Source organism: Halomonas marinisediminis (assembly GCF_004347715.1).
In the GTDB taxonomy this organism is placed as follows: Bacteria; Pseudomonadota; Gammaproteobacteria; order Pseudomonadales; family Halomonadaceae; genus Halomonas; species Halomonas icarae.
The window spans coordinates 249,131-266,969 of record NZ_SLTR01000003.1; the positions used below are offsets into that span (position 1 = coordinate 249,131).

The following is a 17,839-nucleotide window of genomic DNA, read 5'->3' on the forward strand; positions in this document are numbered from 1 at the left end:
CAAATGGATAGCATGGGAAAACAGGGCTAGATTCAGGAAAGACTCGTCGGAGAATCAGGATGCCACAGACTCGCTCGTCCCACCTCGGGCCCGCCACCCGGGCCATCCATGGCCAACGGCAGCGTGATGCCTTCGGCAGCCCGCACATGCCGATCTACGACACCACCACCTTCGCCTATCCGGACACCGCCGCGCTGCTGGAGGTGACCGAAGGCCGCCGCCGCGGCCCTCTCTACTCCCGCTATGGCCTCAACCCCACTCTCTTTGCCCTGGAGGAGACACTGGCCGCGCTGGAGGGAGCCGAGGCGGCATGGGCCTTCTCATCCGGCATGGCCGCCATCAGCACCCTGTTCCTGAGTCATGGTCGGCGCGGCATCGTCTGCCTGGGCGAGGTGTATGGTGGCACCCTGGGCCTGCTCGAGCAGCAGCTTCCCGAACTGGGCATCGAGACGCACGTCATGCCGGAAGGGCATGACCCCGATACGCTGGAACGTCTGCTGGCGTCGGGTACGGGGCTGATCTACCTGGAAACACCGACCAATCCGACGCTGCAACTGATCGATATCGCGGCGGTGGCCGAGCAGGCCCACCTCCACGGCGCTCTGGTGGCGGTGGATGCCACCTTCGCTACCCCCATCAACCAGCAGCCGCTGGCGCTGGGCGCCGATATCGTGGTGCACAGCGCCACCAAGTACCTGGGCGGGCACAGCGACCTGACCGCCGGTGCCGCCATGGGGCCGGCCAGACTGCTCGAGCCGATGTGGCGATGGCGTCAGAACCTGGGCAGCGCCCTTTCCCCCCAGATAGCCTCGCTGCTGTCGAGAAGCCTGCGTACCCTGCCGCTGCGCATGCAGCGCCATGAGGCTTCCGCCCAGGCCATCGCCGAGGCACTGCTGGATCATCCCGCCATCGACCGGGTGCTCTATCCCGGCCTGCCCTCACACCCCGGGCATTCGCTGGCAAGGCGACAGATGCGTGGTTTCGGCGGCATGCTCACCCTGGAGATTGCCGGCGGGCGCGATGCGGCCACCGCCGTGGCCGACCGGCTGACACTCTTCGCCCTGGCCCCGAGCCTCGGGGGTGCCGAGAGCCTGGTGACCCAGCCCTGTACCACCTCCCATGCGGACCTCTCGGCCGAGGAGCGCACACGACGCGGCATCAGCGACGGCATGCTGCGCCTCTCTGTCGGCCTGGAGGATGTCGAGGACCTGCTTGCCGACCTGCACCAGGCGCTGGACCCGGAGCCGGGGAGCTGATGCCGGCCCTGCTCAGGCGCAGTGCCATGCTGCTCGACCGCGCCGAGGCAGGGCTCTTTCCGGGATACTTCGCCATCACGATGGCGACTGGCGACATCCTACATCGGTCGCCCGTCATTCCACCCTACCCACTTGTCGATACAGAAGCGTGAGAGCGTCATCGAGTCCCGCCGGCCTGCGCTCGCGCGGATGGAGCAGATAGACGGGGTAGGAAAACTCCGGCATGCCAGGGGCTCGTTCGAGTACTCCCTGGTCGAGGTAGGGTTGAACGACGCCCAGCCGGAAGTAGCCCATTCCCGAATGGCTGAGCAGGTAGTGCAGGGCCAGCGGTCCCAGATTTACCTCGATCACCGGGCTGGCAAACTGAGGTAGAGCCGCATCATGCTCACGACGGAAAGGCTCTCCCCAGTCCACGTAAAGATAGGGGCTGGTGGCATCGGCTCCCGGCGTGCGCACCAACACCAACTTCTCCTCCTGAAGGAGTTCAACCTGCATGCTGGGCCAGTAGTCCACCTGATGCACCAGAGCCGCATCCAGCATGCCTTGGGTGAGCTTCTCCTGAAGCTCGCGGCGGGCACCCACCTCGATGCGTACCGCCAGTTGAGGCTGTGACTCCCGCAGGGCATTCAGCCAGCCTGTCAGCAGCGGGTCCCACAGGCTGGTTTCGCCTCCCAGCGAGAGCACTCGCCGAATGCCCTGGGGCAGGGGCAGTTCGCGCTGCGCGGCCTCCCATACCTGCACCAGTCGTGCGGCATGCTCGGCAAAGCGCTCGCCATCGGCGGTCATCGCCACTCCACCGCGATTGCGCTCCAGCAACCGGCAACCGAAACGCTCTTCCAGCTTGCGCATCCGCATGGTGACCGTGGTCTGCGTGACATGCAGCGACTCGGCCGCCTCACTGAAGCTGCCGTAGCGCAGGATTCCCAGGAATGTCCTGGCAAGCTCGATATCCATACGCCCCCTGGATCAATATCTTTGATGAAAAACCGGCAAACTATTCATTATACATCAACATATGATCGCTCTAGATTGAGGGGGTGACGCACCGCCTCCCCCTGACAAAAACCAGCCCTGCCCGGCCCATGCAAGGCGGCGGCAGGGCCGGACAGTATCGAAGGCACTCCATGACCCCCACCATTGCTATCCTGCTTATCATCACGTTTGTGGTGTCGGCAGCGGGCCTGCTCCTGCTGATCTGGTCCATCGCCACCAATCAGTTCGGTCACGGCCGCCTCGCCGCCCGCACCATCTTCCTCGAGGGCGAGGAGGGGCACGGCGAGGACCCCGCCAGCGACGCAGGGTCGGACCAGGCCGATGCCGACATCAGCCACGAGGAGCTCCAGACTCGTGAAGTTGCCGACCAGTCATCCCGCCAGGCAGCACTCGCCTGGCTGGGTTCGGCGGTCTTCTGGCTCCTGGTGGGCTCCGCCTACGGCCTGCTGACCTCCGGGAAGTTCCATTGGCCCGAGCTGCTGGCCGACAGCGAATGGCTCACCTTCGGTCGGGTTCGCCCCATGCACCTCAATGCCGTTGCCTACGGCTGGGCGTCCATGGCCGGCGTCGGGGTCGCGATCTTTTTGATTCCGCGACTGTTCAAGACGGCACTGGTGGGCGGCAGATACGCCTTGTCGGGGGCCGGCCTCTGGAACCTCGGCATGATTCTGGGTCTGGTGGCGATCAACCTGGGGCTTTCCGACGGAGAGGAGTGGCTGGAATTCCCCTGGCAGGTCGACATCCTGTTCGTGATCGGCGGCGGCCTGTGTGCCATTCCTCTGGTGCTGACGGCCGCCAATCGGCGTGTCTCGCACCTCTATGTCACCAGCTGGTACCTGCTGGCCGCTCTGGTATGGTTTCCCATCCTCTTCCTGCTGGCCAACCTGCCCGGCCTCTTCCCCGGCGCCTCCGGTGCCACCGTCAACTGGTGGTTCGCCCATAACGTGCTGGGGCTCTGGGTGACCCCCATCGGGGTCGGCATCGCCTACTACATGATTCCCAAGATCCTGGGCCGGCCGATCATCTCCTATCAGCTGTCGCTGATCGGCTTCTGGTCGCTGGCGCTGTTCTACAGCCAGGTGGGCATCCATCATCTGGTGGGCGGGCCGGTGCCGACCTGGCTGGTCACACTCTCCATCGTGCACAGCGTGATGATGTCGATACCAGTGATCACCGTCGCCATCAACCACCACGGCACCATGTGGGGCCACTTCGGCATGCTGCGGCGCTCGCCCACCCTGCGCTTCGTCTGGATCGGAGCGCTGATGTACACCGTCTCGTCGCTGCAGGGCTCCATGGAGGCGCTACGTAGCGTCAATGTCATCACCCACTTCACCCACTACACCGTGGGTCACGCTCACCTGGGGATGTACGCCTTCCTCAGCATGATCCTGTTCGGCGCCATCTACTTCATCATGCCCCGCCTGCTGAACTGGGAGTGGCCCTGGCGGCCCCTCATCACCCTGCACTTCTGGCTGGTCTCGATCGGCATCCTGATCTACGTCGTGGCGCTCTCCGTCGGCGGCTGGCTACAGGGCCTGGCGCTGCTCGACGCCGACACGCCATTCATGGACATCGTGCGCCTCACCCTGCCCTACCTGGAGGCGCGCACCCTGGGCGGCACCATGATGGCCCTGGGTCACCTGATATTCGCCGTACACTTCGTGGCCATGCTGACCCGTCGCGGCAAGGACCGGCGCCAGCCGACGCTGTTCCGCGCCGGTGAGCGCCAGCACAAGCACAGCAGCGTGGAGGCCCAGCAATGAAGCGTGCCTTAGCGATCATGGTCGGGGCGGCACTCATCCTGCTGCTGGCCATGCTCACCCTGGTGGCCATGCCCTATATTCAGCTCTCTTCGGAGGCCGTCCCCGAACAGCTCGAGCCCTACACCACGGCTCAGCAGCGCGGCCGGGATCTCTACATCGCCAACGGCTGCGTCTACTGCCACAGCCAGCAGCCCCGCGACCCCGGCTTCTCCAGCGCCGACGGCGAGCGCGGCTGGGGACGGCCCTCGGTGCCCGGCGACTACACCTTCGACCAACCCCACCTGATGGGCACCATGCGTACCGGGCCCGACCTGTTCAATATCGGGGCGCGCCAGCCAAGCGTGGACTGGCACCTGCTGCACCTCTACAACCCACGCGCGGTGGTCGAGGACAGCATCATGCCCGCCTACCGCTTCCTGTTCCGGGTGGTCGATACCCCCGCCGAGGGAGACCATGTGGTCAAGATTCCCGAGCCCTACGGTCCCGAGTCGGGCACCGTGGTGGCGACGCGCGAGGCGCTGGAGCTGACCTCCTACCTGCTGGCCCTGGACCGCACCTATCCCGCCTCGACTCTGCCCCAGGCGGAGACGAGCCAGGCGCAAGGAGAAGGCCAATGAGTTCTCGTGATACGCAGCGCGCCCAGCGGCGCGAAAACCCCGAGCCCAGCGAGGGGCAGCGTCCGGTTCCACGCCTGATAGTGCTGTGGATCGGCGTGCTCCTGCTGTGGGGCGTCGGCTACTACACCTGGAACATCGGTGCCCCGCTGACGGGCGGTGACAGCCGCACCGCCGTGGTGCAGGAGCCAGCCAGTAGTGGTGTGAACGGCGAGAAGCTTTTCACCACCCACTGTGTCGCCTGCCATCAACCGACCGGCCAGGGTGTGGCCGGCACCTTTCCCCCGCTGGTCGGCAGCCGCTGGCTGCTGAGCGACCCCAGCCTGCCGATAGCGATCGTCAACGATGGCCTGAGCGGACCGATCACGGTGGACGGCGAGGAGTACCAGGGCAACATGCCGGCCTTCGGCGACAAGCTCTCCGCCGAGGAGCTGGCCGCGGTGCTGAGCTATGTCCGCGGCGCCTGGGACAACGACGCCGCGGCGATCGAGCCGGCGCTGGTGAAGGAGCACCGGGAGCGCTACGGCGACCACGACGCCTGGAGCGTAGAGACGCTCGGTGAGCGCTTTTCACTCCCCGAATGAGCAGTGTCATGTCGAACTCGCCCACTGGCATGGCGAATGACGCACCACTCACCGTGATCGAACGAGTGCTGACGGTCGAAGGGATGCACTGTGCCGCCTGTGCGGCTGCCGTAGAGGCGCGACTACGCCGCCAGCCCGGCGTGATCGAGGCGGCCGTCAACTTCACTGCCGACTCCGCCGTGCTGCGTTGGGAGTCAGCCACGACCTCCTTTGTTCGACTGCAGCGCGTCGTGGCCAGGCTCGGCTATCGGTTGTGCGACCCTGACGCCAACGCAGAGGCAGACGACGATATCGATCCCGTGCGGCGTTCGCTGCAGTGGCGACTGGCGGTCGCCATCTTCTTCGGTATGTGGAGCATGATGCCGTCGCTGCTGATCTATCTCGCTCCCCTGGGCCTGGTGGAACCCGGCGTCACCTGGCCCCTGGCCATCGCCGCCGGGGTGCTTGCCACGCCGGTGATTCTCTATTCGGGCAGCCATTTTTACCGCGTCGGCTGGCGCACCCTGCGGGCCGGCGCGCCCGGTCTCGACACCCTGATCGGCACGGCGGTGATGGCGGCCAGTCTGGTCTCGATCTGGCACCTGCTGCACGGCTCTGCGGATGTCTACTTCGACGCCGCGGTGATGCTGATCACCTTCCAGCTGCTGGCACGCCTGATCGACAGCGGGGTGCGTCGGCGCGCCTCGGCGATCATTCGCGGCTACCTGAGCTTGACACCGGAAGAGGTGAAAATCTGGCAGGGTGGTGGCTGGCGGCCGATGGCGACTGGCCAAGTCACGGTCGGCCAGCGCCTGCGTCTGCAGGCCGGCGAGGAGCTGGCGCTAGATGGCCGCGTGGTGGCGGGCACAGGCGAGATGGACCTCTCGCCGCTCAGCGGCGAAACCGCACCGCGCCCCGTCGGCCAGAACGATCGGCTGGAGGCGGGCTGCCGGCTGCTCACCGGTGACCTGGAGCTATGCGTCACTGCCGGGGTCGGCGCGCGCCGGCTCGACGCCATCGCGCGTTCGGTTCGCGCCCTGCTCAGTCGCAAGAGCGCCATGCAGCACCTCGCCGACCGCCTTGCCCGATGGTTGCTGCCGCTGATATTCGTGGCCGCAACCCTGGCCGTAGGGCTAGGTATTGCACAGGGGCAGCCACTCGACCAACTCGTCGTCGACGGCCTGGCGGTGCTGATCATCGCCTGCCCCTGTGCGCTTAGCCTGGCGATTCCGCTGGTGGTAGTGCTGGGCCACGCCCGCCTGGTGACGCTGGGCATCCTGTTTCGCGACCCTGCCGCCCTGGAGGCCGCCGCGGCGACCGAGGTCGTCGTCTTCGACAAGACGGGGACCCTGACCACCGGCACACCCTCCCTGGCGTCGGTGGAGCCGGCCGGCACGATATCTTCGATGGCACTGACGCAGCTGGCGGTCGATGCCCTGCACGGCGTCGCCCATCCGATCGCCAAGGGACTCGAGGCCAGTGCCTTCTCATCGCCGGACGCCGACCAGGGGCGGCGCGAGGTCCATCCCGGTGCTGGCGTCACCTGGTACCGAGGGGCAACGCTGACGCTGGCGGGACGACGCGGCTGGCTGTGCGAGCGAGGCGTCGCGGTACCCGCCTGTGAAGACAATGGCATGGTGCTCCACCTGGCACGGGACGGCCGCTACCTGGGGCGTCTGCTGTTCCGGGAGACGTTGCGCCCCGAGGCGCCGGCCACGGTGCGACGCCTTCAGGCCGACGGCTACCCCATCTACCTGCTCAGCGGCGATACTCCCCAGGCCTGCGGGGAAGTTGCCGCGACCCTGGGCATCCCGCCGGAGCGCGTACTGACGGGCCACTCACCCGAGCAGAAGTCAGACTTCGTCACGGCGCTGGAGCGCCGTTCGGGCGTCGCCTTTATCGGTGATGGCGTCAACGACGGGCTGGCGCTGGCCGGCGCTCGCCTGGGTATCGCCGTGGGGGCGGCCACCACGACGGCCAGCCAGGCCGCCGCGGTGACGCTGCCGGATGGCCTGACGCGCATTCCCGATACCCTGCGCCTGGCCCGGCGTGCGCGCCGCCTGATGCGCGGCAACCTGGGCTGGGCGATCGGTTACAACACCCTGGCGATCCCGCTGGCCGTCGCCGGCTGGATCGCTCCGGTGATCGCCGCCGTGGCAATGACGCTCAGCAGTCTGTGCGTGCTCGCCAACAGCCTGCGCATACGCAAGGGGCACCCGCCGCCGGACGGCTAACACCTACTTCATCCCCAGCCGCCTGGCCAGCTTGTGCAGGTTGCTGGGATCCAGCTCCAGGCGGCGCGCCGCCGCCGCCCAGCGACCCTCACAGGCGTCCAGAGCCTCGCGAATCGCTCGACGCTGGCTCATCTCCACCCGTTCGCGCAGGCTCGATGCGCCGATCGGCGCCGGGCTCTCCGATCCTTGCGGCACGCTATCGCCCCTCCCCTCGGGGAGAGGCAGGTCGAGCCAGGCCGGCTCCAGGGTAATGATCTCGTCGCGTCGTGCCCCGTGGCTCAAGGCCTTGATCGACGCGCGGCTGATCACATGCTCCAGTTCACGCACGTTACCCGGCCAGGCATAGGCCAGCAGCCGCTCCTCCGCCTGCGGGGAGAGGCGCAGGCTGCGCACCCCGAGCCGAGTGCGGTTGATCTCCAGGAAGTGGCCGGCCAGCACCAACACATCGCTGCCCCGCTCGCGCAGCGGCGGAATGGCCACCGGATAGACCGACAGGCGGTGATAGAGGTCGGCGCGAAAGCTGCCGGCACGCACCGCCTCGGCCAGCTGACGGTTGGTGGCGGCGATGATGCGCACATCGACACGCCTCGGTAGATCCTCGCCCAGCCGCTGAACTTCGCCTTCCTGAATCGCGCGCAGCAGCTTGGCCTGCACCGCCAGCGGCAGCTCGCCCACTTCGTCGAGAAACAGGGTACCGCCGTCGGCCGCCTCGAAGCGGCCGGCGCGCTCGGCGCTGGCGCCGGAGAAGGCTCCCTTCACATGGCCGAAGAGCTCACTCTCGGCCAGTGATTCGGGCAGCGCCGCACAGTTCACCTGCACCAGCGGTGCGGCGTGTCGTGCCGAGCGGCGATGCAGGCGACGGGCAAACAGTTCCTTGCCGACTCCGGTCTCGCCACTGAGCAGTACCGACAGATCCGCTCTCGCCACGACATCGAGTTCACGCAGCAGCCGCTGAAGCACCTCACTATGCCCGAGGATATCCCGAGCCTCGGGGGCCGCCAGCGGCAGACCACTCTCCTGCTGAGCCATGCGCAGGGCGCGCAGATCGCGCTCCAGACGACTGACCCTTACCGCGGCCTCGATCAGCAGCGCATAGCGCTCCAGGGCGGCACAGTCGACGGCATCGAAGGTCCCCGCCTCCAGTGCATCCAGGGTCAGTGCTCCCCAGGGCTCGCCCTCCACATGCAGACTGATGCCCATGCAGTCGTGGACATGCAGGGGCTGGCCGGGCTGCTGCTCCACCAGGCCATCATAGGGGTCCGGAAGGTTGGCATCGGGGAGAAAGAGGGTGGTAGAGCGACTGGCGAGGATGGTGGCCAGCCGGGGATGCTGGGCCACCTCGAAGCGCCGTCCCAGGGCCTCTCGTACCAGACCGTCCAGCGCCAGCGGCACCAGGCAGCCCTCCTCCAGGCGCAGCAGGCAGACGGCACCGCATCGAAAGCTCTCGCGCAGGGTGCGCACCAGACGCTGCAGGCGCACCGCACTGGGCAGGTCGGCGACCAGGTCGGCCAGCAGGGTGTCGTCAAGCATGGTGATAATTACCTCAACGGGTTTAAACAACCCTAATCGACCCGGGTACTTTTCACCACTGCCACTTCAACAACCCCATGGCAGCGGCCTCTGGAATCTGGCACGAGGTTTGCTTGATAAGAAATGCCAATCAGCTCTATTTCCCTTTTACCCTTTCCCATCTGCCCCAGGAGCTTCTCCCATGAGCCTGATCGAACAGACCGTCGGCCGCACCGCCCTGACCCTGCCCGGCGCCACGCGGGTGTTTCGCGACCACAATATCGACTTCTGCTGCGGCGGCCGCATCAGCCTGCGCGAGGCCGCCGAACGTATCGGCCTGGCACCCGAGGCGCTGGTGAGCGAGCTCGAGGCGCTGCCCGCCGGCGAAAGCGACGCACGCGACTGGCAGTCGGCCAGCAACGACGAGCTGGTCGAGCATATCCTGACCCGCTACCACGATGTCCATCGCCAGCAACTGCCCGAGCTTGTGCGCATGGCCCGTCGCGTCGAACAGGTCCATGGCGAGCGAGACACCTGCCCCAACGGCCTGGCCGACCTGCTCACCACCCTCCACCAGGAGATGGAGAGCCATATGCAGAAGGAGGAACAGATCCTCTTCCCGATGCTGCGTCGAGGCATGGCCGCCCAGGCCCAGGGCCCTATCGCGGTGATGCGTCATGAGCACGATGACCACGGCGAGCACCTGGAGCAGCTGGCCGCGCTGACCGACGACATCACCCCACCCCGGGGGGCCTGTACCACCTGGCGCGCCCTCTACACCGGTCTTCGGGAGTTCCGCGACGACCTGATGCAGCACATCCACCTGGAGAACAACCTGCTCTTCGAACGGGCCGGCTAGACCGGCCGCACCCGGGAGGCCACCATGAAAGCCATCATTTTGGAACGCCTGCATGCCGACCATCGGCGCTATGCAGCACTGCTGTGCATCCTTGACCGCCAGCTGCATATCGCCACCTGCGACGAGATCCCCGACTACCGCCTGTTGGCCGGGCTCTGCCACTACCTGACCCATCAGCCCGAGGAGTGGCACCATCCGGTCGAGGATGCCCTCTTCGCGCGCCTGGCCGGCTGCGATACGCAGAGCGCCGAGCTGCTTGCCGTGCTTACCGAGGAGCACCGGCGGATCTCCCGTAACGGCAAGGAGCTCGAGACGACCTTCCATCGCCAGGCCAGCGATGCCCCTCAGGCCGAGCTCGATCTCAACCGACTCAACCTCGCCCTCGCCTTCAGCGAGCTCTACCGCCACCACCTCTACAGCGAGGAGCGGCACGTCTATCCGCTGATCGAGCGCTGCATCCCTGCCGCTGAGCTCGACAGCCTGGTACCCCACCTCTCCCTGGCAAGCCCAGCAGAGGGCAGCACCGGCTTCCAGCGGCTCTACCGCCAGATCGCCGACCATCACACCGGCCTGCGCCTGGGGCACGGCGAGCAGGCCGACTTCTGCCCGCTCTGCGACGCCAGACCCGACTACGCCTCCTTATGATCCGAGTCAAAAGGCCGCGCGGGATAGTCGACTAGCATGGTCGGAATTCCCACCACAGGAGGCTCACCATGGAGCTCGTCTGCCCCGCCGGCAACCTGCCCGCCCTCAAGCGCGCCGTGGATGAAGGGGCCGATGCCGTCTATTTCGGCTTTCAGAACACCACCAACGCCCGCCAGTTCGCCGGCCTCAACTTCACCGACAAGCGTGCCAGGGAGGGCATCGACTACGCCCACGCCCGCGGCAAGCGGGTCTTCTGCGCCATCAATACCTATCCGCAGCCGGACGGCTGGGCGATGTGGACCCGTGCCGTGGACCAGGCCGCGGATCTCGGCGTCGACGCCCTGATCATGGCCGACATGGGGCTGCTCGACTATGCCGCCCGCCGCCACCCGAATCTCGCCCGCCACCTCTCGGTGCAGGGCTCGGCCACCAGTCATGAGGCGCTGCGCTTCTACCACGACCAGTTCGGCATCAAGCGCGCCGTGCTGCCCCGGGTGCTCTCCATGACCCAGGTACGCGACCTGGCGAAGCAGAGCCCGGTGGAGCTCGAGGTATTCGCCTTCGGCAGCCTGTGCATCATGGCCGAGGGGCGCTGCTATCTCTCCTCCTACCTGACCGGCGAGTCACCCAACACCCGCGGCGTCTGCTCCCCGGCGGCCCATGTACGCTGGGAGGAGACACCGGGGGGCCTCGAGTCGCGCTTGAACGGCGTGCTGATCGACCGCTACGGCGAAGGCGAGAACGCCGGCTACCCCACCCTGTGCAAGGGGCGCTTCGAGGTAGAGGGCGAGACCTATCACGCCATCGAGGAACCCACCAGCCTCAACACCCTGGAGCTGCTGCCGGAGCTTGCGGAGCTCGGTATCGCCGCGGTGAAGATCGAGGGGCGCCAGCGCAGCCCGGCCTATGTCTCGAAGGTGGCCGGCATCTGGCGTCAGGCCCTGGATCGCCTGGCACGAGCCCCGGGACGCTTCCACACCGAGCCCGCCTGGATGACCGGTCTGGGCGAGGTCTCGGAAGGCAGCACGACCACTCTGGGCGCCTACGAGCGCCGCTGGAAATAGGAGAGCCCCATGCCCGCTACCCCCACGCTTCAGCTGTCGCTCGGCCCGGTGCTCTTCTACTGGACCCGCGAGCACTATGCCGACTTCTATCGCGAGGCCGCCGACTGGCCGGTGGAGATCGTTCATCTCGGTGAGTCGGTCTGCTCGCGGCGCCGCGACATGAAGCTCGACGACTGGCTAGGCATAGGCCGTGAACTCGCCCAGAGCGGCAAGCAGGTGGTGCTCTCGAGCCAGACCCTGATCGAGTCCGAGGCCGACCTGCGCGATCTGCGCAAGCTGTGCGACAACGGCGAGTTCCTGGTCGAGGCCAACGACCAGAGTGCCCTGCAACGCCTGTCGGCGGCGAACCGGCCCTTCGTGGCCGGCGCCGCCCTCAACCTCTACAACCCCGCGACCCTGGCGGTACTCTCCCGCGCCGGCATGCGGCGCTGGCAGGCCCCGGTGGAGATGTCCCGGGACGACCTGGCCCGGCTGCTCGACGACTGCCGCCAGCAGGGCCTCGACGCCCCTTGTGAGGTGTTCGCCTATGGCCATCTGCCGCTGGCCTGGTCGTCGCGCTGCTTCACGGCACGGCGCTACCAGAAGCCCAAGGACCGCTGCCAGTTCGTCTGCCAGAAACACCCCGAGGGGTTGGCACTGCGCACTCAAGAGGCGTCCCATCAGGTGTTTACCCTCAACGGCATCCAGACCCTCTCCGGAGCCTGTCAGGACCTGCGCCACGAGGTATCGGGCATGGCCGAGATGGGTATCGGCGTGGCACGCCTGAGCCCACGCCCGAAGGGCATGGCAGAGGTGGTCACGGCCTTCGATGCCGCGCGCCGGGGTGAACTGCCTGCTCCCGACCCGCTCAGCCTGGTCGACGCCGAGATCTGCGACGGCTACTGGCACGCCCGCCCCGGCATGGATCACAGCCGGGCCGCCGGTCTCGGGTAGGCACCATGCAGATCCCCCTGGCGCCCGCCCCGCAGGCCCCTGTTCGGCTACCCATCGCGGGTTTCGAGGCGCGCGATGACCACGCCTTCCCGGGGCGCCGGGCGGCGGTGGTCTACCTGCAGGGGTGTCCCCTGCAGTGTGGCTACTGCGAGACGGCGAGCAGCATGGGGCCGGCACGGCGAGCCGCCGCGGGGGAGTGGGATGCCATCGAGGGGCTGCTGGCCACCCGGGTCGGCGATCTCGATGGCGTGGTATTCAGCGGTGGCGAACCCACCCTGCACCCGGACCTGCCCGCCGCCGCCGAGGCCTGCCGGGCACTGGGGCTGGCGGTGGGGCTGCACACCGCCGGCGCCTACCCCGAGCGCCTGGAACGGCTGCTGCCGCATCTCGACTGGGTGGCCCTGGATACCAAGGGGCGCGGGGCCGACTTCGACCGCATCGCAGGTCGAGCGGGTATCTGGCGCCGGCACGCGCTCAGCCTGGCGCTGCTGCTGGAGGCCGGGGGGCCCTTCGAGTGCCGCACCACGCTGCACTGGCGCGACTTCAGCCTCGATGCCCTCGAGCAGCTGGCCATGACCCTGGCCGACTGCGGGGTGCGTCGCTACGCCATCCAGCTCGCCCGCCTGGAACGCTGCCTGGATCCGGCCTATCGTGGTGCGGTGGAGGATGCCCCGCCCCGCGAGGCGCTGGAAACCTTGGTCAGGCGGCTGCGCCCTCATTTCGAACGGGTCGAGCTACGCGGCTGACGCCCCCAAACGCACCACCCCGGGTCACTCTCGTGACCCGGGGTGGTGGAGGGTGCGAGGCTGGCGGTCAGCCTGGCCGCACTGCTGTTATCCGCACTTGGACCAGCCGCAGCCGGAGTAGCAGGTGGGGCAGCCATCCATCATCACCAGCTCACCATTGCACTCGGGGCAGTGGCCGACCACGGTGGGGCCATCGCCCTTGGCCTTGGCGGCCTCCTGGGTCTTGCGTTCGGCCTGTTCGATCTCCTCCGCGGTAGGCGGCACCCAGAGGTGGCCGCTGGCCTGACGCTGGGCGTAGCGCGTCACCAGCTCCTCCACCGGGACCTGGTTGCCGTCCTGGTCGAGGAAACCACGCCGATAGAGGATCTGCTGGATCGACCAGGCGATGGCCGCGACCTCGGAGTCGTGGAACATCGGCTTGCCCCAGCGGTTCATGCCGCAGCGCACCAGGCCCTTGTCCCAGGCCACCTTGCGCAGGTCGGCCACCGCCTGGGTGACATAGCCGCCACGGGCCGCCAGCGACAGGCTGCGCATGGTAGCGGTGATCCACTGGTGCTCGCTGGAGAGCTGGCCAGAGGGGAAGAAGAACTCCACCGGACGCTCGATCACCACGCGCTTGCCGTTGAGCACGCCCTCGACGGGCATGAACGACACCAGCAGGTAGACCTTCTTGCGGCCTTCGGCGCCGACATAGGAGATCTTCTCCGACACGGCCTCCAGGGTCCCCTCGGGACGCGAGGGAATGCGGACCGTGAGCGGGTTCTCCTCGGCCAGCGGTGGCTCTTCCACCGCCTTCTTGACGCTGTAGGAAACGATCTTGGAATTGATCTCGACGGCCATCAGGGGCTCCTCCGATAAATTGTCAGTTGGCACGCGGCAGCTGAAAGGCTCGGCTTACCACTTGCCATAGGTGCCTTCCTTCAACGCGTCATAGAGGTTGGCCGCATTGTGCTCCTCACCGTCATAGATGACCTTCTCGTCACCCGCCAGCTCGACGCTCTCGCCGTTCTCCAGCTCGAACACATAGGTGGTGTTCTTGAGGTCGTCCTCGCGCACCAGCACCCCCTGGAAGGCTTCCGGGTTGAAGCGGAAGGTGGTACAGCCCTTCAGCTTGCTGGCGTAGGCGTCGAGGTAGAGATCCTTGAACTCCTCGAAGGGGAACTCGGTGGGCACGTTCACCGTCTTGGAGATCGCCGAATCGACCCACGTCTGAGCGGCGGCCTGCACCGCGACGTGCTGCTTCGGCGAGACGGCATCGGCGGTAATGAAGTAGTCCGGCAGGTCACTCTCCACGGCATCGGCGGCGATGAAGTGACGATAGGCCGCCAGCTCGAAGGAAACAACCTCGACCTGCTCCTTGGTCTTCTTGCCCGCCTGGATGACGTTGCGGAAGTAGCGGTGCGAGAACGATGGTTCGATGCCGTTGGAGGCATTGTTGCCCAGCGACAGCGAGATGGTGCCGGTCGGCGCGATGGAGCTGTGGTGGGTGAAACGCGCACCGTGCTCGGCCAGCTGGCCGACCAGTTCCGGTTCCACTTCGGCGACCTTCTGCATGTAGCGGCTGTAGCGCGCATGCAGGATGCGACCGGGGACCTTGTCGCCGACCTCGTAGCCGTCCTTCTTGAGCTCGGGGCGCTCACGCAGCATCTTCGGCGTGATCTCGTAATCCTCGGCGAGCGCGGGTGCCATGCCCTTCTCGCGGGAGAGCTCGAGCGCCTGCTTCCAGCCCTCGATGGCCAGGTTGCGGCTCACCTCTTCGGTGAACGCGAGCGACTCCGGTGAACCATAGGGAATCTTGAGCATGGTCAGGGTGGAGCCCAGGCCCAGAAAGCCCATGCCGTGACGACGCTTGGCCTCGATCTCGCGGCGCTGCCCCTCGAGCGGCAGCCCACTGATCTCCACCACGTTGTCCAGCATGCGGGTAAAGATCGCCACCACCTCACGGTAGCGCGCCCAGTCGAAGCGCGGCTTCTTGCCGAAGGGGTCGATGACGAAGCGGGTCAGGTTGACCGAGCCCAGCAGGCAGGCGCCCTCCGGCGGCAGCGGCTGCTCGCCGCAGGGATTGGTGGCGCGGATCTCCTCGCAGAACCAGTTGTTGTTCATGCGATTGACCTGGTCGATCAGGATGAAGCCCGGCTCGGCGTAGTCGTAGGTGGAGCTCATGATGGTGTCCCACAGCTCGCGAGCCTTGATCACCTCGACGATACGGCAGGCCACACGACCCTCGGCATCGACGGTATAGCCCTCTTCCACCACCGGCCAGTCCCGGTAGATCAGCTCGCTCTCGTCGACGTCATCCTTCTCGCCGGCATGCAGCGGGAAGGCCAGCGGCCAGTCGCTGTCGTTCTTCACCGCTTCCATGAACTCATCGGTGATCAGCAGGCTGAGGTTGAACTGGCGCAGGCGGCCCGCCTCGCGCTTGGCCTCGATGAACTGGCGCACATCGGGATGGCCGACATCGAAGGTGCCCATCTGGGCGCCGCGGCGACCGCCGGCGGAGGCCACCGTGAAGCACATCTTGTCGTAGATATCCATGAACGCCAGGGGGCCGTTGGTGCCCGCCCCGGCGCCGAACACGAAGGCACCCTTGTGACGCAGGGTGGAGAAGTCATAGCCGATACCGCAGCCCGCCTTGAGGGTCATGCCGGCATCCACCACCGAGCCGAGGATATCGTGCATGGAGTCGCGGATGGTGCGCGATACCGTGCAGTTGATCAGGCTTACCGCCGGCTTGTAGGCCTCGGCACCGGCGTTGGACATGATGCGGCCGGCAGGAATGGCGCCATTCTCCAGCGCCCAGCGAAACTTCGGCAGCCAGGCATCGGCCTGTTTGCCTTCCACCGCGGCGAGTGCCCGGGCCACGCGGTCCCAGGTGGCGGCCACGTCCTGGTCCACGGGCTTGCCGTGACGGTCCTTGAGGCGGTACTTGGAGTCCCAGATATCACGGGACGGCCCCTGCAGGGGCACCTCGTTGGATGACTTCACTGCCTTGGTGGAAGTGCTCATTCGGATGGCTCCGGAAGAAATACGTTAATCGAAAAATGTCAGCTCGTGCGTCTTGCCAGTCGCTCCAGGCGGACCAGCAATTCGCCGAAGGGCCCCTGGGCCAAGCCCTCCTCGCGTCCGTCGAGCAGGTTCTTGACCATCAGGCCCAGTTCGGTGTCGCCCTCGATCAGCAGCCGGCGCTGGAAGAACAGCGCGTCGGGATCCTCTCGCCGGGTCGCCAGGCAGAGGAATTCTCGCCAGCCACCGCGAATGGTGGCCTCACCGGGCTCATGACACACCAGCAGGCGCTCGTTCTCCTGGGTGAGCGTCAACGACATGCCGATGTCCTCGATGGCCAGGGTGATACGGCGCCCCTCCAGGGCGTCGAACTCCCCCTCGGCCAGAGGCTCGGCGAAGGTGCGATTGAGCAACGGCTCCACCAGACGGCGCTTAATGCCGACCGGCACGCGCGGATCGATGGCGCGAATCAGTTGGGCGGGTGCGGGAGGATGCGGCAGGGCATGTAACGGTAAAGGCAACAACGGCAGGGACATGACAACTCTCCTGAAGGGGAACCATGCGACCAAGAGCCTGCCGGACTTGACGCTGATCTACTCCGAAATCCGAATCTCTCGTTGCGATCGGTCAAATCCGACAGGCCCCCAGGCCGCCGAACCGTTCATCCTAGGCCGCTGCTCCCGGGGCTGCACTGACATGCATCATGTCGGTGGCAGGCCTCATCCTTACCCGCGGCCAGACTACCATATATAGTCCATATCCGGTCAGCAAGCCCCATATCTGGTGAAACCTGAGGTGCATCATGACCTATTTTCATTTGACAGCCTGGCCCCGCGAAGTAGCGTCAGCTTCATCCAACTCGACGATAGATAAGATCCCAGACCCCGTGGCCCAGTTTCTCGCCGCGGGCCTCGAACTTGGTCAGCGGTCGAAACGCCGGACGTGGCACATAGGGTGAGATATCGGCATCGGCGGTATTGGCGAAGCCATCGGCGGCATCCATCACTTCGGCCATCCACTCGGCATAGGCTTCCCAGTCGGTGGCGAGGTGGAAGGTACCACCGGCCTTCAGCCGCGTACGTACCAGTTCGACAAAGGCGGGCTGAACGATGCGCCGCTTGTGGTGCTTCTTCTTGGGCCAGGGATCCGGGAAGAACAGCTGCACGGTATCCAGGCTCGCCTCGGGAAGGCACTGCTCCAGCACCGCCAGGGCATCCTCACGGTAGACACGCAGGTTGGTGAGGCCACGCTTGTCGACCTCGTCGAGCAGCTTGCCAACACCCGGCGCATGCACCTCGATACCGATGAAGTCGGTATCGGGATGAGTCTCGGCCTGCTCCACCAGCGAGGCCCCCATGCCGAAGCCGATCTCCACCACACGAGGGGCTTCGCGGCCGAACAGGACATCGAGGTCCTGGCGGCCGTCGGCCAGGGTCAGGCCGAGTCGCGGCCATACTTCCTCGAGCCCGCGGGTCTGGGCCTGGGTCATGCGCCCGGCGCGCAGGACATAGCTCTTGATGCCGCGGCGATGCAGCGGGGCATCCGCTCCCTCCGGGCCGGTCGTCTTGTCATCATGGTGGGGGTCGGTCATGGCGCGGGACTGCTCTCTGAACGGAATCTTCTGGGCGGATTTTCTGGGCTTGGATAAATCGGG

General features: G+C 66.6%; 16 protein-coding genes. 10 read left to right on the top strand and 6 right to left on the bottom strand.

Features of this window, described 5'->3' with window-relative positions; genetic code table 11:
• The first annotated feature begins 59 nt into the window (after nt 1-59).
• Complete coding sequence (locus tag E0702_RS04415) at nt 60-1,256, top strand: trans-sulfuration enzyme family protein (protein ID WP_132041755.1); 1,197 nt, start codon at nt 60-62, stop codon at nt 1,254-1,256.
• Nucleotides 1,257-1,370: 114 nt separating this feature from the next.
• Here E0702_RS04415 and E0702_RS04420 read toward each other — a convergent pair whose 3' ends face one another.
• Nucleotides 1,371-2,210, bottom strand: a complete 840-nt coding sequence (locus tag E0702_RS04420; RefSeq protein ID WP_132041756.1) for a LysR family transcriptional regulator — start codon at nt 2,208-2,210, stop codon at nt 1,371-1,373.
• A 170-nt stretch (nt 2,211-2,380) separates the two neighbouring features.
• Between E0702_RS04420 and E0702_RS04425 the strand changes: the two genes are divergently transcribed.
• Genes E0702_RS04425 through E0702_RS04440 form a run of 4 tightly spaced genes read left to right on the top strand, consistent with a single transcriptional unit; the run spans nt 2,381 to nt 7,426 of the window.
• Nucleotides 2,381-4,015, top strand: a complete 1,635-nt coding sequence (locus E0702_RS04425) for a cbb3-type cytochrome c oxidase subunit I (RefSeq protein ID WP_132041757.1) — start codon at nt 2,381-2,383, stop codon at nt 4,013-4,015.
• Nucleotides 4,012-4,632 carry a cbb3-type cytochrome c oxidase subunit II gene (locus E0702_RS04430; protein WP_132041758.1) on the top strand — a complete coding sequence of 207 codons (621 nt, stop codon included), beginning with the start codon at nt 4,012-4,014 and terminating at the stop codon, nt 4,630-4,632. Before E0702_RS04425 ends, E0702_RS04430 begins: the two co-directional genes overlap by 4 nt.
• A complete protein-coding gene (locus E0702_RS04435; RefSeq protein WP_132041759.1) occupies nt 4,629-5,213 on the top strand; it encodes a c-type cytochrome in 585 nt (194 codons plus the stop codon). Before E0702_RS04430 ends, E0702_RS04435 begins: the two co-directional genes overlap by 4 nt.
• Nucleotides 5,214-5,221: 8 nt before the next feature.
• Nucleotides 5,222-7,426 carry a heavy metal translocating P-type ATPase gene (locus E0702_RS04440; protein WP_240721665.1) on the top strand — a complete coding sequence of 735 codons (2,205 nt, stop codon included), beginning with the start codon at nt 5,222-5,224 and terminating at the stop codon, nt 7,424-7,426.
• A gap of 3 nt (nt 7,427-7,429) precedes the next feature.
• Here the strand turns inward: E0702_RS04440 and norR are convergent, their stop codons facing one another.
• Nucleotides 7,430-8,956, bottom strand: coding sequence for a nitric oxide reductase transcriptional regulator NorR (gene norR, locus E0702_RS04445; RefSeq protein WP_132041760.1), 1,527 nt, complete (start codon nt 8,954-8,956; stop codon nt 7,430-7,432).
• 181 nt (nt 8,957-9,137) lie between these two features.
• On the opposite strand from norR, the gene ytfE reads away from it, so the two are divergent.
• The 5 genes from ytfE (at nt 9,138) to E0702_RS04470 (ending at nt 13,182) form a co-directional block, all read left to right on the top strand.
• Entirely contained in the window at nt 9,138-9,794 is a 657-nt protein-coding gene (gene ytfE / locus E0702_RS04450) for an iron-sulfur cluster repair protein YtfE (RefSeq protein ID WP_132041761.1), read from the top strand.
• A 24-nt stretch (nt 9,795-9,818) separates the two neighbouring features.
• The gene (locus E0702_RS04455) at nt 9,819-10,439 is read left to right on the top strand and encodes a hemerythrin domain-containing protein (protein WP_132041762.1); all 621 of its coding nucleotides are present in this window, start codon (nt 9,819-9,821) and stop codon (nt 10,437-10,439) included.
• Nucleotides 10,440-10,507: 68 nt separating this feature from the next.
• Entirely contained in the window at nt 10,508-11,503 is a 996-nt protein-coding gene (gene ubiU / locus E0702_RS04460; protein ID WP_132041763.1) for a ubiquinone anaerobic biosynthesis protein UbiU, read from the top strand.
• Between the two features lie 9 nt (nt 11,504-11,512).
• Entirely contained in the window at nt 11,513-12,436 is a 924-nt protein-coding gene (locus E0702_RS04465) for a U32 family peptidase (RefSeq protein ID WP_132041764.1), read from the top strand.
• 5 nt (nt 12,437-12,441) lie between these two features.
• A complete protein-coding gene (locus E0702_RS04470; RefSeq protein WP_132041765.1) occupies nt 12,442-13,182 on the top strand; it encodes an anaerobic ribonucleoside-triphosphate reductase activating protein in 741 nt (246 codons plus the stop codon).
• 87 nt (nt 13,183-13,269) lie between these two features.
• On the opposite strand, the gene E0702_RS04475 is transcribed toward E0702_RS04470, so the two are convergent.
• The 4 genes from E0702_RS04475 to trmB all read right to left on the bottom strand — a co-directional run bounded on the left by E0702_RS04475 (nt 13,270) and on the right by trmB (nt 17,776).
• Complete coding sequence (locus E0702_RS04475; RefSeq protein ID WP_132041766.1) at nt 13,270-14,022, bottom strand: ribonucleoside-diphosphate reductase; 753 nt, start codon at nt 14,020-14,022, stop codon at nt 13,270-13,272.
• A 54-nt stretch (nt 14,023-14,076) separates the two neighbouring features.
• The gene (locus E0702_RS04480; protein WP_132041767.1) at nt 14,077-16,188 is read right to left on the bottom strand and encodes an adenosylcobalamin-dependent ribonucleoside-diphosphate reductase; all 2,112 of its coding nucleotides are present in this window, start codon (nt 16,186-16,188) and stop codon (nt 14,077-14,079) included.
• 38 nt (nt 16,189-16,226) lie between these two features.
• Nucleotides 16,227-16,721 carry a ubiquinone anaerobic biosynthesis accessory factor UbiT gene (gene ubiT, locus E0702_RS04485; protein ID WP_132041768.1) on the bottom strand — a complete coding sequence of 165 codons (495 nt, stop codon included), beginning with the start codon at nt 16,719-16,721 and terminating at the stop codon, nt 16,227-16,229.
• A gap of 314 nt (nt 16,722-17,035) precedes the next feature.
• Complete coding sequence (gene trmB, locus E0702_RS04490) at nt 17,036-17,776, bottom strand: tRNA (guanosine(46)-N7)-methyltransferase TrmB (protein ID WP_132041769.1); 741 nt, start codon at nt 17,774-17,776, stop codon at nt 17,036-17,038.
• Nucleotides 17,777-17,839 lie beyond the last annotated feature (63 nt).

What these genes read in the sequence shown, in the direction of transcription:
- ytfE (WP_132041761.1), top strand. Translation starts at nt 9,138, where the DNA reads ATGAGCCTGATCGAACAGACCGTCGGCCGCACCGCCCTGACCCTGCCC.
- E0702_RS04435 (WP_132041759.1), top strand. Translation starts at nt 4,629, where the DNA reads ATGAGTTCTCGTGATACGCAGCGCGCCCAGCGGCGCGAAAACCCCGAG.
- E0702_RS04470 (WP_132041765.1), top strand. Translation starts at nt 12,442, where the DNA reads ATGCAGATCCCCCTGGCGCCCGCCCCGCAGGCCCCTGTTCGGCTACCC.
- E0702_RS04415 (WP_132041755.1), top strand. Translation starts at nt 60, where the DNA reads ATGCCACAGACTCGCTCGTCCCACCTCGGGCCCGCCACCCGGGCCATC.
- trmB (WP_132041769.1), bottom strand. Translation starts at nt 17,776, where the DNA reads ATGACCGACCCCCACCATGATGACAAGACGACCGGCCCGGAGGGAGCG.
- norR (WP_132041760.1), bottom strand. Translation starts at nt 8,956, where the DNA reads ATGCTTGACGACACCCTGCTGGCCGACCTGGTCGCCGACCTGCCCAGT.
- E0702_RS04425 (WP_132041757.1), top strand. Translation starts at nt 2,381, where the DNA reads ATGACCCCCACCATTGCTATCCTGCTTATCATCACGTTTGTGGTGTCG.
- E0702_RS04455 (WP_132041762.1), top strand. Translation starts at nt 9,819, where the DNA reads ATGAAAGCCATCATTTTGGAACGCCTGCATGCCGACCATCGGCGCTAT.
- ubiT (WP_132041768.1), bottom strand. Translation starts at nt 16,721, where the DNA reads ATGTCCCTGCCGTTGTTGCCTTTACCGTTACATGCCCTGCCGCATCCT.
- E0702_RS04430 (WP_132041758.1), top strand. Translation starts at nt 4,012, where the DNA reads ATGAAGCGTGCCTTAGCGATCATGGTCGGGGCGGCACTCATCCTGCTG.
- E0702_RS04465 (WP_132041764.1), top strand. Translation starts at nt 11,513, where the DNA reads ATGCCCGCTACCCCCACGCTTCAGCTGTCGCTCGGCCCGGTGCTCTTC.
- E0702_RS04440 (WP_240721665.1), top strand. Translation starts at nt 5,222, where the DNA reads ATGTCGAACTCGCCCACTGGCATGGCGAATGACGCACCACTCACCGTG.
- E0702_RS04420 (WP_132041756.1), bottom strand. Translation starts at nt 2,210, where the DNA reads ATGGATATCGAGCTTGCCAGGACATTCCTGGGAATCCTGCGCTACGGC.
- E0702_RS04475 (WP_132041766.1), bottom strand. Translation starts at nt 14,022, where the DNA reads ATGGCCGTCGAGATCAATTCCAAGATCGTTTCCTACAGCGTCAAGAAG.
- E0702_RS04480 (WP_132041767.1), bottom strand. Translation starts at nt 16,188, where the DNA reads ATGAGCACTTCCACCAAGGCAGTGAAGTCATCCAACGAGGTGCCCCTG.
- ubiU (WP_132041763.1), top strand. Translation starts at nt 10,508, where the DNA reads ATGGAGCTCGTCTGCCCCGCCGGCAACCTGCCCGCCCTCAAGCGCGCC.